The sequence below is a fragment of the Pseudomonas sp. R4-35-07 genome, from assembly GCF_003852235.1.
GTDB lineage: Bacteria > Pseudomonadota > Gammaproteobacteria > Pseudomonadales > Pseudomonadaceae > Aquipseudomonas.
The window spans coordinates 3466568-3483458 of sequence record NZ_CP027732.1; the positions used below are offsets into that span (position 1 = coordinate 3466568).

Sequence of the window (16891 nt, forward strand, 5' to 3'; positions counted from 1 at the left end):
CTTTATCATTGGCCCACGTTTTGTTGGCAGAGTGTTCCATGAAGTTCGCGATTGCAGTGTTCAGCGCCGCCCACGCGCCCTCCTCGCGCCGCGCCCTGTTGTTCGCCCAGGCGGCCCTGGCCGGCGGGCATGAGATTGTGCGGCTGTTTTTTTACCAGGATGGCGTGTACAGCGCATCCAATAACGTCGTTGCGCCCCAGGACGAGCAAGACATCGCGCGCCAATGGCGCGAGTTCGTCAGCGCCCACCAGCTCGACGGCGTCGTGTGCATCGCTGCAGCCCTGCGCCGTGGCGTGCTCAACGCCGAGGAAGCCATGCGCTATCAACGCAGCGCGGTGAACCTGGAGGCGCCCTGGGCGCTGTCGGGCCTGGGGCAACTGCATGACGCGATCCAGGACGCCGACCGCCTGATCTGTTTTGGAGGTTCATGACATGGCCAAGTCAGTGCTGGTGATCAGCCGCCAGGCACCATGGTCCGGCCCCAGTGCGCGAGAAGCGCTGGATATCGTGCTGGCCGGTGGCGCGTTCGATCTGCCGATCGGCCTGCTGTTTCTGGACGACGGCGTGTTCCAGCTCGCATCGCACCAGGACGCCAAGGCCGTGCAACAAAAGGATTTGAGCGCCAACCTGCAAGCCCTGGGCCTGTTCGGCATCGATGACGTGTTCGCCTGCAGCCACAGCCTGGCCGAACGCGGGCTGGGTGTGCCGGCCAGCGCGCAGCCTTTGGCCCCTGACGCCATTTCCCAACTGATTGACCGTTACGACCAGGTGATTACCCTCTGATGTCGACTCTACATGTGGTGTCCCACTCCCCCTTTACCGACAGCCGTCTCGACAGCTGCCTGCGCGTCTGTGCCAGCGCAGATGCGATCCTGCTGTGCGGCGACGGCGCCTACGGCCTGCGCCACCCAGCGCTGCACACCAAAGGCGTGAAGGTGTTCGTGCTGGCTGAAGACATGCAGGCGCGCAACCTGCCTTTGCCGGACTGGGCCGACAGCGTGGATTATCCGGGCTTCGTGCAGCTGTCGATCGACTATGACAAGGTCAACACCTGGTTATGAATACGCTGACCGTTGGCACACACACCCTCGAACTGGACAAGGACGGCTACTTGGTCGACCTCGACGCGTGGTCTGCCGAGATTGCCGACGCCCTGGCCGCCGCAGAATCGCTGGAACTGACCCCGGACCACTGGGAAATCCTCGAACTGCTGCGCGGCTTTTACGCGCAATATCAGCTGTCGCCGGCCACGCGCCCGCTGATCAAGTACGTCGCCTTGAACCTCGGCCCGGAAAAGGGCAACAGCCTGCACCTCAACAAACTGTTCAACGGCACTCCCGCCAAACTTGCCGCCAAGCTGGCGGGCCTGCCCAGGCCGACGAATTGCTTATGACCGACTTTGCCCCACTGACCCTCTCAACGCCTGACGAGCACCCCTTTGCGCAGTTCGTGCGCATCCTCGGCAAGGGCAAGCGCGGCGCGCGCAACCTCACCCGTGAGGAAGCGCGGGAAGCCATGGGCATGCTGCTCGATGAAAAAGTCGAAGACACCCAACTGGGCGCCTTTCTCATGTTGTTGCGTCACAAGGAAGAAAGCCCGGAAGAGCTCGCCGGCTTCACCGAAGCGGTGCGCGAGCGCTTGAATCCGCCCGCCCTGAATGTGGATATCGATTGGCCGACCTACGCCGGCAAAAAGCGCCATTTGCCGTGGTTCCTGCTGGCGGCCAAATGCCTGGCGCAAAATGGCGTGCGCATCCTCATGCATGGCGGCGGCGCGCATACGGCGGGCCGTCTGTACACCGAGCAACTGCTGGAGCGTCTGCAGATACCGCTGTGCCGCAATTGGCAGCAGGTCGAGGCGGCGTATGAACAAGGCAACCTGGCGTTTATCCCGCTGGGCGACTGGGCGCCTCAGTTGCAGCGCATGATCGACCTGCGCAACACCCTGGGCCTGCGCTCGCCGATCCACTCCCTGGCCCGCTTGCTCAACCCGCTGAATGCCCGTTGCGGCCTGCAAAGCATCTTCCATCCGGGTTACCAGGGCGTGCACCGCGATGCCAGTGGCTTGCTGGGCGACAACGTGATTGTGGTCAAGGGCGATGGCGGCGAAGTCGAAATCAACCCCGACACCCTCAGCCACCTGTACGGCACCACCGGTGGCCTGAGCTGGGACGAAGAATGGCCCGCCCTCTCCGCCCAGCGCCACGTCAAACCGGCGAGCCTGGAGCCTGAGCACCTGACCGCCCTGTGGCGTGGCGAGGTCGAGGACAGCTACCCGCAACTGGCGCTGATCGCGACCATGGCCCTGGCCTTGCGCGGCCTCGGACATACCCGGGAGCAGGCATTTGAACTGGCCCGGCAGTATTGGGATGCGCGCGACAGATCGATTTAGTCGATCATTCACCTCGGGTCTTTGCGCTTTTAGTTCGAACTCATCCCTTTAGACTGGGCTCCAACGTTTATTAGCCAAGGAGCCAGTCATGGGTTTGCTGATTGAAGGACACTGGAAAGACCAATGGTACGAAAGTAGCGCAGACGGCGCGTTCCAGCGTGAACAGGCGCAACGCCGCCACTGGGTGACCGCCGACGGCCAGCCCGGCCCGAGTGGCGAAGGCGGCTTCAAGGCCGAGGCGGGTCGCTATCACCTCTACGTCTCTCTGGCCTGCCCCTGGGCCCACCGCACCTTGATCCTGCGCAAGCTCAAGGGCCTGGAAAGCCTGATCGACGTCTCGGTGGTCAGTTGGCTGATGCTGGAAAACGGCTGGACCTTCGACAAGGCCCACGGCTCCAGCGGCGACGCGCTCGACGGCTTCGACTTCATGCATCAGCGTTACACCGCTGATACCGCTGACTACAGCGGGCGTGTCACGGTGCCGGTGTTATGGGACAAGCAGCTCAAACGCATCGTCAGCAATGAGTCGGCGGAGATCATCCGCATGTTCAATAGCGCATTTGATGAGCTGACCGGTAATACCCTGGATTTCTATCCCGACGCACTGCGCACGACCATCGATGCGCTGAACGAACGCATCTACCCGGCCGTGAACAACGGCGTGTACCGCGCAGGGTTCGCCACCTCGCAGCAGGCCTATGAAGGTGCGTTCGATGACGTGTTTGCCGAGCTGGACCATTTGGAGCAGCACCTGGGCGAGCATCGCTACCTGGCCGGCGAGCACCTGACCGAGGCGGATGTGCGGCTGTTCACCACGCTGATTCGTTTTGATGCGGTGTATTACAGCCACTTCAAATGCAACCTGCGGCGGATTGCCGATTATCCGAGCTTGTCCAATTGGTTGCGGGAAATGTATCAGTGGCCGGGGGTGGCCGAGACGGTGAATTTTGAGCACATCAAGGGGCATTACTATGCCAGCCATCGGACGATCAACCCGACGGGGATTGTGCCGAAGGGGCCGCTGCAGCGGTTTGATGCCGGGCATGATCGCCAGCGTTTGAGTGGCAAAGGTGTGTGGAGCTGATCCGGATGATGGCTGAAGCTGGTGGCCTCATCGGGGGCAAGCCCCCTCCCACACTGATCGTTCCCACGCTCTGCGTGGGAATGCACCCCGTGACGCTCCACGTCACTTGTCTACATTGAGCTGTACCGCGTGACGCGGAGCGTCCAAGGTGGCATTCCCACGCAGAGCGTGGGAACGATCAATTGGTCTCAGACCTGGGCCTGAGCGCCTTCGAACCACTTCAGCTTCTCGCGCAACACCACCACCTCACCCACAATCACCAGCGTCGGCGCATGCACTTCATGCTCCGCCACCATGCGCGGCAAGTCGGCCAGGGTGCCGGTGAATACGCGCTGGTTGGCGGTGGTGCCCTGCTGAATCAACGCCGCCGGCGTATCCGGCGCGCGCCCGTGCTTGATCAATTGCTCGCAGATGATCGGCAAGCCAATCAAGCCCATGTAGAACACCAGGGTCTGCGACGGCCCGACCAGGTCCTGCCAGGGCAGGTCCGAGGTGCCATTCTTCAGGTGCCCGGTGATAAAGCGCACCGACTGCGCGTAGTCACGGTGCGTCAACGGAATGCCCGCATACGCCGCGCAACCGCTGGCCGCCGTGATCCCCGGAACCACCTGGAACGGGATGCCATGGGCCGCCAATTCCTCGATCTCTTCGCCGCCACGCCCGAAAATGAACGGATCGCCGCCCTTGAGGCGCAGCACGCGCTTGCCTTGCTTGGCCAGGTCCACCAGTTGTTGGTTGATCTGATCCTGCGGCACGGCATGATCGGCGCGACGCTTGCCGACGTACACGCGCTCGGCATCCCGGCGGCACAGTTCCAGGATCGCTGGAGCCACCAACCGGTCATACAACACCACGTCGGCTTGCTGCATCAGGCGCAAGGCACGGAAGGTCAGCAGGTCCGGGTCGCCCGGGCCTGCACCCACCAGGTATACCTCACCCGGTGCGTAAGGCGGCGCGCCATTGACCTTTTCGATCAACAGACGCTCAGCCTCATCGCCCTGCCCGGCCAGTTGCCGATCGGCAATCGGGCCCTGGAACACTTCTTCCCAGAACGCCCGGCGCTGCTGCACATCCGGGTACAAACCTTTGACCTGGGCACGAAAACGCGCCGCCAACCCTGCCAACTGGCCATAGGTGGACGGAATCCAGGTTTCCAGCTTGGCGCGGATCAAGCGCGCCAGTACCGGCGCATCGCCGCCGCTGGACACCGCGATCACCAATGGCGAACGGTCGACGATCGCCGGGAAGATCACGCTGCACAGGGCCGGCGCATCCACCACATTGACCGGTACACAGCGCCGCTTGGCATCACTGGACACTTGCGCGTTCAGTGGCTCGTCGTCGGTGGCCGCGATGATCAGCACGCAACCGTCGAGGTCCGTCTCCTGATAACCACGCAACGTCAGGTCCCCGCCACTGCCCAGCACCAGTTCACGCAACTGGTCTTCGATCTGGGGAGCAACCACCCGCAGCAACGCCCCGGCATCGGCCAGCAGCCGGGATTTGCGCAAGGCAATCTCCCCGCCGCCGACGACCAGCACACGACTGCCGCGCAGGTTATGAAACAGCGGCAGAAATTCCATTTAGCCGATGACCTCGACGCCCGCCATGTACGGCTTGAGCACCTCAGGCACACGAATCGAACCGTCGGCCTGCTGGTAGTTTTCCAGCACTGCCACCAGCGTACGGCCTACCGCCAGGCCCGAACCGTTGAGGGTGTGCACCAGTTCCGGCTTGCCGGTTTCCGGGTTGCGGAAACGCGCCTGCATGCGTCGGGCCTGGAAATCGCCGCAGTTGGAGCACGACGAAATCTCGCGGTACTTGTCCTGGCTCGGCACCCACACTTCGAGGTCGTAGGTCTTCACGGCGCTGAAACCCATGTCGCCGGTGCACAACGCCAGCACGCGATACGGCAGTTCCAGCAACTGCAGGACGCGTTCGGCGTTGGCCGTCAGGCCTTCCAACGCTTCCATGGATTTGGACGGCTCGACCACCTGGACCATCTCCACCTTGTCGAATTGGTGCTGGCGGATCATGCCACGGGTGTCGCGCCCCGACGCGCCGGCTTCACTGCGAAAGCACGGGCTGTGGGCGACGAATTTCAACGGCAGTTGTTTGGCATCGAGGATTTCGCCAGCGACGATATTGGTCAGCGACACTTCGGCGGTCGGGATCAGGTACAGGTCCGCTTCGCCGTCGCGGCTGATCTTGAACAGGTCTTCCTCGAATTTCGGCAACTGGCTGGTGCCCATCAACGCCGGCGCTTGCACCAGGTACGGGGTGTAGGCCTCTTCGTAACCGTGCTCGGCGGTGTGCAGGTTGATCATGAACTGCGCCAGGGCACGATGCATGCGCGCAATCGGGCCACGCAACAGGGCGAAACGCGCGCCGGACATTTTCGCGGCGGTTTCGAAATCCAGGCCGCCGGTCAATTCGCCCAGGGCAACGTGGTCCTTGATGTCGAAATCGAAGGCTTTTGGCGTGCCCCAGCGACGCACTTCAACGTTGCCGTCTTCGTCCGCGCCAATCGGCACCGATTCGTGAGGCAGGTTGGGGATGCCCAGCAAGATCGAATCCAGCTCGGACTGGATCTTGTCCAGCTCGGCTTTGCCGTCGGACAGCTCGGTGCCCATGCGCTCGACGTCCGCCATCAACGGCGCGATGTCTTCGCCGCGCTGCTTGGCCTGACCGATGGACTTGGAACGCGCATTCCGCTCAGCCTGCAGTGCTTCGGTGCGGGTCTGGACGGTCTTGCGCTGTTCTTCCAGCGCTTCGATGCGCGCAACATCCAAGGCAAAGCCACGGGATGCCAGGCGGTCCGCTACGTCCTGAAGGTTGCTACGTAACAGTTTGGAATCGAGCATGTCGGTCTCTCGTTTATCAAAGTTTGGTCAAGGACAGGCCGGCCCAGGTGGCGAGCAGCCCGCCGAATACGCTGATAGCTGCATAGCCAATCGCCAGCAGCACTTGCCCGCTTTCCAGCAGGCGTACGGTATCCAGTGAAAATGATGAAAAGGTCGTCAGGCCGCCAAGGAAGCCAACCATCAGTCCGGCGCGCACCTCAATCGGTACTTCGGGACGCACCAGGAACAGGCCGTATAAAACACCGATCAACAGGCAGCCCACGATATTAACGGCCAGCGTCGCGGTATAGAAGTGCTTGGGCCAATTCGCGTTGATCCAGTTACCCGTCGCAAAGCGCAGCAGTGTACCCGCGATACCGCCCGCCGAGACGGCGACCACTAAAGGAATCATGATTTTCTCCGCTGCCTGGGACTTAAACGATCGAGTGCGGCCAGATGATTGAGCTTCTCACCGATTTTCAGCTCCAGGCCACGGGGCACCGGCTGATAGAGCGGCAACGGTTCCAGCTCATCGGGAAAGTAGTCTTCACCGGCCGCGTAAGCGTCCGGCTCATCATGGGCATAGCGGTACTCGTCACCGTAACCCAGCTGTTTCATCAACTTGGTCGGTGCGTTGCGCAAGTGCATCGGCACTTCGAGGGAACCGTGTTCGGCCGCTGCGCGCAGCGCCGACTTGAAGCCCATGTACACCGCGTTGCTTTTGGGCGCGCATGCCAGGTAGGTAATGGCCTGGGCCACCGCCAGCTCGCCTTCCGGGCTGCCGAGGCGCTCTTGCACGTCCCAGGCGGCCAGGCACAGGCTCAGGGCGCGCGGGTCGGCATTGCCGATGTCTTCGCTGGCCATGCGCACCACGCGGCGCGCCAGGTACAACGGGTCGCAACCGCCGTCGATCATGCGCGCAAACCAGTACAGCGCGCCGTCCGGGTTGGAGCCACGGACGGATTTGTGCAGCGCCGATATCTGGTCGTAGAACGCTTCGCCGCCCTTATCGAAACGCCGGCGTGTGTCGCCCAGCAGGCTTTGCAGCAGGTCGACGCCAATCTCGCCGCCATCTTCGGCAAGGTCCGAGGCGTTCTCCAGCAGGTTGAGAAACCGCCGGCCATCGCCATCGGCGGCGGTGAGCAGGATCTTGAAGCCCTCTTCACTGACGCTCAGTTGGCGCTTGCCAAGCCCCTTGTCTTCGGTCAAGGCGCGCTGCAACAGCTTCTGCATCGCCGCCTCGTCCAGGCTCTTGAGCACGTAGACGCGCGCCCGCGAGAGCAGCGCGTTATTCAATTCGAACGAAGGGTTTTCGGTGGTGGCGCCGATAAAGATCAGCGTGCCGTCTTCGACGTACGGCAGGAACGCATCCTGCTGGGACTTGTTGAAGCGATGCACTTCGTCGACGAACAGGATGGTGCGCTTGCCGTATTGCCCGGCCTGCTGCTTGGCGATTTCCACCGCCTGACGGATCTCCTTGACCCCGGCCAGCACGGCAGAGACCGTTTCGAAGTGCGCATCCGAGACCTTGGCCAGCAGCCGCGCCAGGGTGGTTTTACCCACCCCCGGCGGCCCCCAGAAAATCATCGAGTGCAGCGCACCCTGCTCCAGGGCTTCACGCAAGGGCTTGCCGCGAGCGAGCAGGTGTTGCTGACCGACGTACTCGTCCAGGTTGGTCGAGCGCAGGCGCGCGGCCAGAGGCTGGGCAATCGGGTCACTTCGAAACAGATCCATGGGCAGCGTTTGAAACCTCTGGGGAGTTTATTCCTGGATCACGTCGGCACCCTTGGGGATGTCGAACTTGAACTTGGAGGCGGGCACCGGCTGGTTGGCCTTGACCCCGGAGAACAGGATATCGGTGCGCTGGCCGACGCTGTCGATCAGGCGCATGTTATTGATCACACCGTTACCGAACGACAGTTGCAGGCTGTCAAACAGCGTGTCCTTGGATTTTGGCTTGAGGGTGAATTCGATCACGTTGCTGGTTTGCTTGGAGGTGATATCGAAACTGTCGTTGATCTTCGATACATCGCCCGACAGCAGCAGCGCTGGCGTCTGGTTCAGCCGTGGGTCGAGCTTCTTGATGGTCGCCTGCTCCAGGTCCGGGTCCCACAGCGTGACTTTCTGGCCGTCGGAAACGATGGTCTGTTCGGCCTTGCCTTCGGTATGCCAGTAGAACAGGCCAGGACGCTGCACAGCCATTTCACCCGCGGTTTCCTGCAACTGGGTGCCACCGGCGTCCAGGGTCAGCTGGGAAAAGCGCGCGGTCAGGGTCTGGGATTTGTCCAGCAGGTTCTTCAGGCTGGCCACCGAAGCCGGGTCAGCGTGAGCCGAAGCGGCGGTCAGGGCCAGTACCGGCAACAACAGCATGCGGATAATGCGCATGGGAATCCTCATTGAGTAATCAGGGCGCGCCGCGTGCTGCCACGCGGCGCGGGATCAGTCGCGCATCTGCCCGGGGGCGATGATTTCACGCGAGCCGTTGGTGTTCATTGCGGTGACGACGCCAGCGTTTTCCATGGCCTCGATCATGCGGGCTGCGCGGTTGTAGCCAATCTTCAGCTTGCGTTGCACCGCAGAAATCGAGGCGCGACGGCTTTCCAGCACAAACGCCACGGCCTCGTCGTACAGCGCGTCGGTTTCGGCGTCATCGTCGCCACCGCCGCTGCCACCGTCGAAGCCGCTACCGGCCTCTTCAACGCCGGCGAGGATCTCGTCGTTATATTCCGGTGCACCACGCAGTTTCCAGGCTTCCACCACGCGATGCACTTCATCGTCGGACACGAAGGCACCGTGCACACGGATCGGCAGGCTGGTGCCGGGCGGCATGTAGAGCATGTCACCGTGGCCCAGCAGTTGCTCGGCGCCGCCCTGGTCGATGATGGTCCGCGAGTCGATCTTGCTCGACACCTGGAACGCCATGCGCGTGGGGATGTTGGCCTTGATCAGGCCGGTGATCACATCCACCGACGGCCGCTGGGTCGCGAGGATCAAGTGGATCCCGGCCGCACGGGCCTTCTGGGCAATACGCGCGATCAGTTCTTCGACCTTCTTGCCGACGATCATCATCATGTCGGCGAATTCGTCGACCACCACCACGATGGTCGGCAACTTGGTCAGCAGCGGCGCTTCGTCGTGAATGTTTTCGCGCTTGTACAGCGGATCGGTCAGCGGTGTGCCGGCGTCCTGGGCTTCCTTGACCTTGGCATTGAAGCCAGACAGGTTACGCACGCCCATCTTCGCCATCAGCTTGTAGCGACGTTCCATCTCGGCGACGCTCCAGCGCAGGGCGTTGGCGGCGTCCTTCATGTCGGTGACCACCGGGCACAGCAGGTGCGGAATGCCTTCGTAGATCGACAATTCCAACATTTTCGGGTCGATCATGATCAGCTTGGCGTCGTCCGGGCCGGATTTGAACAGGATCGACAGGATCATTGCGTTCACGCCCACCGACTTACCGGAACCGGTGGTACCGGCCACCAGCAGGTGCGGCATTTTCGCAAGGTCAGTGATCACCGGCTTGCCGCCGATGTCATGGCCGAGGGCCAAGGTGACCGGCGATTTGAAATTGTCATATTCCGGGGTCGACAGCACCTCGGAGAACCGCACGATCTGGCGGTCTTCGTTGGGAATCTCAATACCCACGGTGGTTTTGCCGGGAATCACTTCCACCACGCGCACGCTGGTCACAGCCAGGGAACGGGCCAGGTCTTTGGCCAGGTTGGAAATACGGCTGACCTTGACGCCCGCAGCCGGCTGGATTTCGTAACGGGTAATCACCGGGCCTGGGTGAATCGAGTCCACCGACACTTCGACCCCGAATTCCTTGAGCTTGATTTCCAGCAGGTGGCCGACGGCCGCCAGGGATTCGGGCGAGTAGTTGAGTTGTTTCTTTTCCGCCGGGTCGAGAATCGAGATCGGCGGCAGGGTGCCTTCGACGGCGCTGTCGATAAACAGCGGGGCCTGCTTTTCTTTCTGCACGCGATGGCTTGGCTCGGGCGCCTTGGGCGGCGCGGGAGCGATCACCGGCGGCACCTGCTTCTCGCGGTCCGACATGTGCTTGCTCAGGGCCTGTTCGCGCTCGATCAGGCGTTCCTTGACCTTGGCCTGCTCGCGGCGGTCCGGCGTGCTGGGAGCCACCACCTCGTTGACGCGGGTGTCCACTTCGCGCAGCTGCGCAACCATTTGCTTGCGCTCGACACGCGCCGCCCACCAGCGGTTGGCGGCCCCCTGGAACAACTCGAACAGATCGAGGGTGATCTTGCCGGTCACGTCCATCACCTTGAACCAAGACAGGTCGGTGAACACCGTAAGGCCGAACAGAAACAGTGCGATGAACATCAGGGTGCTGCCCTGGATATTCAGGGTGCGGCGCGCCAAGTCGCCCAGGCTTTCGCCCAGCGCCCCGCCCGCACCCGCCGGCAAACCGGTGGGCGCGTGGAAATGGATATGCGCCAGGGCGGCGCCGGACAACACCAGGAACACCAGCCCGATCAGGCGCCAGGAAAACAGCCAGCCGCTCCACTGCCACGGCTCATGCCGCTGGCGGAAGATCTGCCAGGTCTTGATCGCCAGCAGCAGCGGGAAGATGTACGCGAAATAACCGAGAATCATGAACAGGATATCGGCGCTGTAGGAACCCACCGGGCCACCGAAATTCTGCACGTCGTCGATTTTGCTGTTATGGCTCCAGCCAGGATCGTCCTTGCCATAGGTGAGCAAGGCCATCATCAGGAACAGGCACAGCGCGCCGATAGCGATCAGCGCACCTTCCTTGAGTCGGTAATGCAGGTGCTGACGCCAGGCCGGCACGACTGCTGCTTTGGGTGTTGCGGCGGATTTCTTCAAAACGGGTCTTTTCCTGCGCCTTTTAGCGCGTCCATCTGTTGAATGACTGCACACGACTGCTCTGTCCCGAGCAGCTGAAAAATGACGAATGTTGCTGAATCTACTTTTAACACTGCCAAACCCATAGGCGAAATGGCGATAACGCCACGATCGCCGCATTGTACGGGTTTGCGTGCGCGATGCCACGCACTTGCCCGTCACCCGGCAGCGTGAACCCTCCAGGTGTCGCAGCCTGTTCAATTTGAGCATGCATTGTCTTTGCTGACAAAGGCTTATGCGCTGTATTTAGCAAACCAGGCAAGCTTGGCAAATGGCCTGCACTGGCCAGACCCGATTACGACCGCGCCTTATGCACAGAGTTGCAGAAACACCCTTACACGCTAATCCGCGCCGAAAACCTATTCGGGCTGGCCCCATGGCGCTGTGTCGACAATAATCACCGCTTGGGGCAGGCGCCCAATAACCTGCCACTCCCCTCCCCTTCCGTAAGCCTGGATGCCATGCTGACCTGGTTACAACGCGACACCCTCACATTCCCGCCACTGGCCAAGGCCATGCGCGAACCCAACGGCCTGCTTGCCGCCGGCGGCGACCTCTCAGCCGCACGGTTGATCCAGGCCTATCGTCACGGCTGCTTCCCCTGGTTCTCCGAAGGCCAGCCGATTCTCTGGTGGTCGCCGGACCCACGCACCGTGATATTCCCCGACGAGCTGCATGTCTCGCGCAGCCTCGGCAAATTATTGCGCCAACAGCGCTATCGCGTGACCTTCGATCAAGACTTCGCTGCGGTTATTCAAGGCTGTGCGGCGCCACGCGCCTATGCCGATGGCACCTGGATTACGCAAGGCATCCAGAGCGCCTACCTGGAGCTGCATCAGCGTGGTTACGCCCACTCGGTAGAGGTGTGGGACCAGGGGGAACTGGTCGGAGGCCTGTACGGCCTGGCGATGGGCCAATTGTTTTTTGGTGAGTCCATGTTCAGCCGCGCCGACAACGCCTCCAAATTCGGCTTCGCCACGCTGACCCGGCAATTGCAGGCCTGGGGCTTTGTGCTGATTGACTGCCAGATGCCCAACGACCACCTGCACAGCCTGGGCGCACGCGCCATACCGCGCAGTGAGTTCGCGCAGTGGCTGCGCAATCATCTGGACGTGCCCAGCGCTGGGCCGTGGGTTTCTTAAGCGGCATCCGCGTACCTGGCTTACACTTATTTCAAAGCTTATCCCGAGGGTTGATCATGACCGAGCTGGCGCGCTTGAAGTTCTATGCCACTCAAGCCCACTCTTGCAGCTATCTGCCCGACGAGCAGGCCACCACGCTGTTCCTCGATCCCAGCCAACCGATGGACGTGCATGTGTACGCCGACCTGTCGGAGATGGGCTTTCGGCGCAGCGGCGATCACCTGTACCGGCCTCACTGCCAAAACTGCAACGCTTGCGTGCCGGCGCGGATTCCGGTGGCGCAATTTGTGCCGGATCGCAACCAGAAACGCATTCTCAAGCGCAACGCCGACCTGACGGTAAATGCGGTCAAACCGCAGTACAGCGAAGAATACTTCGATCTTTATCAACGCTACATCGAACAGCGCCACGCCGACGGCGATATGTTCCCGCCCAGCCGCGATCAATTCTCCACCTTCCTGGTGCGTGACCTACCTTTTTCGCGCTTCTACGAATTCCGCCTCGACGGACGGCTACTGGCGGTGGCGGTCACCGACCTGCTGCCCAACGGCCTGTCGGCGGTGTACACCTTCTATGAGCCTGCCGAAGAGCGCCGCAGCCTGGGACGCTTTGCCATTCTCTGGCAGATAGGTGAAGCACTGCGCCTGGAACTGGAGGCGGTGTACCTTGGATACTGGATCAAGAACTGCAAAAAGATGAACTACAAGACCCAATATCGGCCCATTGAACTGCTAATTAATCAAAGATGGGTAACGCTTAACTAGAACCCCTTGGCTTGAACACCCTTTTTCGGGCACAATGCACGCCGCTTTTGCCTGGCGCAGTTGCACCGGGCCATTCACTGGATACCGAGGGCTTTACTGCATGTCGAAAGAAGACAGCTTCGAAATGGAAGGCACTGTCGTCGACACCCTGCCCAACACCATGTTTCGTGTGGAGTTGGAAAATGGGCACGTCGTAACCGCGCATATCTCCGGCAAGATGCGCAAGAACTACATTCGTATTCTTACCGGTGACAAAGTGCGCGTCGAGCTGACGCCCTATGACTTGAGCAAAGGGCGCATCACTTACCGCGCTCGCTAAGCAAGTCAATACAAAACGCCCGGTTCTGCCGGGCGTTTTTGTGTGCATGAGATTTACCTGACACCTGAAAACCACTGTGGGAGGGGGCTTGCTCCCGATAGCAGTGGGTCAGCCAGTACACGGTTGGCTGATGTACCGCTATCGGGAGCAAGCCCCCTCCCACATTGGAATTTCATCGTTTTGGTGATGGTATTCCAGATAGCAAAAAGGCGCCTTTCGGCGCCTTTGTGTTATTGCAGTGAACGATCAGGCCATTTCAGCGGTGGTTTCGAAGTCGAAGGTCAGCTCGCCGTCCTTCAGATCGATATGCACCACGCCACCATGGTCGGAGAGCTCGCCGAACAGGATCTCTTCGGCCAACGGCCGCTTGATCTTGTCCTGGATCAGACGCGCCATCGGGCGAGCGCCCATTGCCGCGTCGTAGCCGCCTTCCGCAATCCAGCTGCGCGCCGCTTCCGACACCTCCAGCTGCACGCGCTTGTCTTCCAACTGCGCCTGAAGCTCGGTGAGGAACTTGTCCACCACGCTTTTGATGACCTCATGGCTGAGGCGACCAAATTGGATAATGGTGTCCAGACGATTGCGGAACTCCGGCGTGAAGCTCTTCTTGATCACTTCCATCGCATCGGAGGAGTGATCCTGATGCGTAAAGCCGATCGACGCCCGCGCAGCGGTTTCAGCGCCGGCGTTGGTGGTCATGATCACGATTACGTTGCGGAAATCCGCCTTGCGCCCGTTGTTGTCGGTCAGGGTGCCGTGATCCATCACCTGCAACAGCAGGTTGAAGACTTCCGGATGCGCCTTCTCGATTTCATCGAGCAGCAATACGCAATGCGGCTGCTTGGTGATCGCCTCGGTCAACAGGCCGCCCTGGTCGAAGCCGACATAGCCCGGAGGCGCACCGATCAGGCGCGACACGGTGTGACGCTCCATATATTCGGACATGTCGAAGCGCACCAGTTCGATCCCCATGGCTTTGGCCAATTGGCGCGCCGCCTCGGTTTTGCCGACACCGGTCGGGCCGGCGAACAGGAACGAGCCCACGGGCTTGTCCGGCGACTTGAGGCCCGCACGCGACAGCTTGATCGCGGTGGACAACGCATCGATGGCCGCGTCCTGGCCAAACACGGTCAGCTTGAGGTCACGTTCCAGGTTACGCAGCAGCTCTTTATCGGAGCTGTTGACGTGTTTAGGCGGAATACGCGCGATCTTCGCCACGATGTCCTCGACCTGAGGCACGTCGATGCGCTTCACACGCTTCTCGACCGGCTGCAGGCGCTGGTAGGCCCCCGCCTCGTCGATCACATCGATCGCCTTGTCCGGCATGTGCCGGTCATTGATGTAGCGCGACGCCAGCTCAGCGGCTGCACGCAAGGCTTCATCGGTGTACTCGATGCCATGATGCGCCTCGAAACGGCCCTTGAGCCCGCGCAGGATGCCGATGGTGTCTTCCACCGAAGGCTCGGACACGTCGACTTTCTGGAAGCGGCGCGCCAAGGCACGGTCTTTTTCGAAGATTCCACGGAATTCCTGGAACGTGGTCGAGCCAATGCAGCGGATATCACCCGACGACAGCAGCGGCTTGAGCAGGTTGGACGCATCCATCACCCCGCCCGACGCGGCGCCCGCACCAATGATGGTGTGAATCTCGTCGATGAACAGAATCGCCTGCGGGCGTTTTTTCAGCTCACCGAGCAGCGCCTTGAAGCGCTTTTCGAAATCGCCACGGTACTTGGTCCCGGCGAGCAAGGCGCCCAGGTCCAGGGAGTAGACAACACTGTTGGCCAGCAGGTCCGGCACCTGGTTGTCGACGATACGCTTGGCCAGGCCTTCGGCGATCGCGGTTTTACCCACGCCCGCTTCACCTACCAGCAACGGGTTGTTCTTGCGACGACGCGCGAGGATCTGCGCCACACGCTCAACCTCGAGTTCACGCCCCACCAGCGGATCGATCCGCCCCTGGCGCGCCAGCTCATTGAGGTTGCTGGCATAGGCATCCAGCGGGTTGCTTGAAGAAGAAGACTCACCGCCCTCCTCGTCCTGCATATCCTGCTCACCCTCGGAATGATCGCCGTGCCCAGGCACTTTGGAGATACCGTGGGCGATGTAGTTGACGACATCGATACGGGCTACGCTCTGCTGCTTGAGCAGAAACACAGCCTGGCTTTCCTGTTCGCTGAAAATCGCCACCAGCACGTTGGCGCCCGTGACTTCACGCTTACCGGAGCTCTGTACGTGGAATACAGCACGCTGCAATACCCGCTGGAAGCCCAGGGTCGGCTGGGTCTCACGGTCCTCGTCATGCACGGGGATCAGTGGCGTGGTGGAGTCGATAAACTCCTGCAGGTCATGCTTGAGTTTGTCGAGGTTGGCGCCGCACGCACGCAAAACGGTGGCGGCAGCTTCGTTATCCAAAAGTGCCAGCAGCAGGTGCTCGACGGTCATGAATTCATGACGCTTCGAACGAGCCTCCTTGAAGGCAAGATTGAGGGTGACTTCGAGCTCGCGGTTTAACATAGCTTCACCTCATACCCAAGTGGTCGGCGTTAACCGTCCTTCTCGATTTCACAGAGTAGCGGATGCTGGCTTTCCCTGGCGTACTGGTTGACCTGCATGGCCTTTGTCTCGGCGATGTCGCGGGTAAACACTCCACATACTGCCCGTCCTTCTGTGTGAACGGCCAGCATTACCTTGGTCGCCAACTCGCGGTTCAGGTTAAAAAACACCTCGAGCACTTCGACCACGAAATCCATCGGTGTGTAGTCATCATTGAACAAAACCACCTTGTACATCGGCGGCGCCTGTAAAGCAGGCTTGGCCTCCTGAACAGCAATGCCTGCAGAACCGTCGTCGTCATGTTCCTGATCCGGGCGATCCTGATTGAATGTTAGTCGAATCTGGCTATTTGCATGCATGGAAAGAAAGGTTCGTCAGTGGTTCAAATACAGTGGTGGGGGCGAGCTGTCAGATTTTCAACTCTGACCCTTCGGTCGCCTTGACTATCAGCAAATCGGTGTTACAACCAATAGAGCCCACAGTGGGTAAAAAAGGTCCGCGCAGTCAACCTTATTTATTCGGGTTAGGACGGATAGACGGGATGATACTCCAGTGATGGAGTCTGGTGCAGAGGGATAAGGGAATGGCTAGTGGTAAGGTCAAGTGGTTCAACAATGCCAAGGGTTACGGCTTCATTAACGAAGACGGCAAGGCTGAAGACCTTTTTGCGCATTACTCAGCAATCAAGATGGATGGCTACAAGACATTGAAAGCGGGTCAGACTGTCTGCTTTGAGATCATTCAAGGTCCCAAGGGCAAGCATGCCGTAGAAATTAAAGCACCAGAAGCTACTAAAGACGCGCCGAAAGCAGAAGCGCCTGCTCTGCTATCGACAACGCAACGGGCCTGACCAGCCACTTGGCAAAGTCTTGAGAGCTAAACCGGCCATTCTGAGTTATCAGCAC

Annotated in this window: 18 protein-coding genes; 10 read left to right on the forward strand and 8 right to left on the reverse strand. The window is 60.7% G+C overall.

Annotation, left to right across the window (positions count from 1 at the left end):
• The first annotated feature begins 38 nt into the window (after positions 1–38).
• The 6 genes from tusD to C4J89_RS15815 all read left to right on the forward strand — a co-directional run bounded on the left by tusD (position 39) and on the right by C4J89_RS15815 (position 3475).
• Positions 39–431 carry a sulfurtransferase complex subunit TusD gene (gene tusD / locus C4J89_RS15790; protein WP_124414964.1) on the forward strand — a complete coding sequence of 131 codons (393 nt, stop codon included), beginning with the start codon at positions 39–41 and terminating at the stop codon, positions 429–431.
• A gap of 1 nt (position 432) precedes the next feature.
• Positions 433–783 (forward strand): sulfurtransferase complex subunit TusC, encoded by a 351-nt coding sequence (tusC, locus tag C4J89_RS15795; RefSeq protein WP_124414965.1) that lies wholly within the window; start codon positions 433–435, stop codon positions 781–783.
• On the forward strand, positions 783–1061 hold the full coding sequence (tusB, locus tag C4J89_RS15800) for a sulfurtransferase complex subunit TusB (RefSeq protein ID WP_124363275.1): 279 nt from the start codon (positions 783–785) through the stop codon (positions 1059–1061). The genes tusC and tusB overlap by 1 nt, the downstream gene beginning before the upstream one ends.
• Positions 1058–1393, forward strand: a complete 336-nt coding sequence (locus C4J89_RS15805; RefSeq protein ID WP_124414966.1) for a TusE/DsrC/DsvC family sulfur relay protein — start codon at positions 1058–1060, stop codon at positions 1391–1393. Before tusB ends, C4J89_RS15805 begins: the two co-directional genes overlap by 4 nt.
• Positions 1390–2391 (forward strand): glycosyl transferase family protein, encoded by a 1002-nt coding sequence (locus C4J89_RS15810; RefSeq protein ID WP_124414967.1) that lies wholly within the window; start codon positions 1390–1392, stop codon positions 2389–2391. Before C4J89_RS15805 ends, C4J89_RS15810 begins: the two co-directional genes overlap by 4 nt.
• Positions 2392–2479: 88 nt before the next feature.
• Positions 2480–3475 carry a glutathione S-transferase family protein gene (locus tag C4J89_RS15815; RefSeq protein ID WP_124414968.1) on the forward strand — a complete coding sequence of 332 codons (996 nt, stop codon included), beginning with the start codon at positions 2480–2482 and terminating at the stop codon, positions 3473–3475.
• A gap of 188 nt (positions 3476–3663) precedes the next feature.
• On the opposite strand, the gene cysG is transcribed toward C4J89_RS15815, so the two are convergent.
• From cysG to C4J89_RS15845, 6 genes are read right to left on the reverse strand one after another with little or no spacing between them, the layout of a single operon-like run.
• Entirely contained in the window at positions 3664–5058 is a 1395-nt protein-coding gene (cysG, locus tag C4J89_RS15820) for a siroheme synthase CysG (protein ID WP_124414969.1), read from the reverse strand.
• Positions 5059–6339, reverse strand: a complete 1281-nt coding sequence (gene serS, locus C4J89_RS15825) for a serine--tRNA ligase (RefSeq protein WP_124363280.1) — start codon at positions 6337–6339, stop codon at positions 5059–5061.
• A gap of 16 nt (positions 6340–6355) precedes the next feature.
• Positions 6356–6730 (reverse strand): fluoride efflux transporter CrcB, encoded by a 375-nt coding sequence (crcB, locus tag C4J89_RS15830; protein ID WP_124363281.1) that lies wholly within the window; start codon positions 6728–6730, stop codon positions 6356–6358.
• Positions 6727–8052 carry a replication-associated recombination protein A gene (locus C4J89_RS15835; protein WP_124414970.1) on the reverse strand — a complete coding sequence of 442 codons (1326 nt, stop codon included), beginning with the start codon at positions 8050–8052 and terminating at the stop codon, positions 6727–6729. The genes crcB and C4J89_RS15835 overlap by 4 nt, the downstream gene beginning before the upstream one ends.
• Positions 8053–8079: 27 nt before the next feature.
• Complete coding sequence (gene lolA / locus C4J89_RS15840) at positions 8080–8703, reverse strand: outer membrane lipoprotein chaperone LolA (protein WP_124363283.1); 624 nt, start codon at positions 8701–8703, stop codon at positions 8080–8082.
• Positions 8704–8757: 54 nt separating this feature from the next.
• Positions 8758–11166, reverse strand: a complete 2409-nt coding sequence (locus tag C4J89_RS15845) for a DNA translocase FtsK (RefSeq protein ID WP_124363284.1) — start codon at positions 11164–11166, stop codon at positions 8758–8760.
• 500 nt (positions 11167–11666) lie between these two features.
• Here C4J89_RS15845 and aat point away from each other — a divergent pair, with 500 nt between their 5' ends.
• The 3 genes from aat (at position 11667) to infA (ending at position 13430) form a co-directional block, all read left to right on the forward strand.
• On the forward strand, positions 11667–12347 hold the full coding sequence (gene aat, locus C4J89_RS15850) for a leucyl/phenylalanyl-tRNA--protein transferase (protein WP_124414971.1): 681 nt from the start codon (positions 11667–11669) through the stop codon (positions 12345–12347).
• Positions 12348–12403: 56 nt separating this feature from the next.
• Complete coding sequence (locus tag C4J89_RS15855) at positions 12404–13111, forward strand: arginyltransferase (RefSeq protein WP_124363286.1); 708 nt, start codon at positions 12404–12406, stop codon at positions 13109–13111.
• A 100-nt stretch (positions 13112–13211) separates the two neighbouring features.
• Positions 13212–13430: a translation initiation factor IF-1 gene (infA, locus tag C4J89_RS15860; RefSeq protein ID WP_002553999.1), complete on the forward strand. Its 219-nt coding sequence runs from the start codon at positions 13212–13214 to the stop codon at positions 13428–13430.
• A gap of 246 nt (positions 13431–13676) precedes the next feature.
• On the opposite strand, the gene clpA is transcribed toward infA, so the two are convergent.
• Positions 13677–15947, reverse strand: a complete 2271-nt coding sequence (gene clpA, locus C4J89_RS15865) for an ATP-dependent Clp protease ATP-binding subunit ClpA (protein ID WP_124414972.1) — start codon at positions 15945–15947, stop codon at positions 13677–13679.
• A gap of 29 nt (positions 15948–15976) precedes the next feature.
• Complete coding sequence (gene clpS / locus C4J89_RS15870; protein WP_005789091.1) at positions 15977–16345, reverse strand: ATP-dependent Clp protease adapter ClpS; 369 nt, start codon at positions 16343–16345, stop codon at positions 15977–15979.
• A gap of 224 nt (positions 16346–16569) precedes the next feature.
• On the opposite strand from clpS, the gene cspD reads away from it, so the two are divergent.
• Positions 16570–16836: a cold shock domain-containing protein CspD gene (gene cspD / locus C4J89_RS15875; RefSeq protein ID WP_124363289.1), complete on the forward strand. Its 267-nt coding sequence runs from the start codon at positions 16570–16572 to the stop codon at positions 16834–16836.
• Positions 16837–16891: the final 55 nt, after the last annotated feature.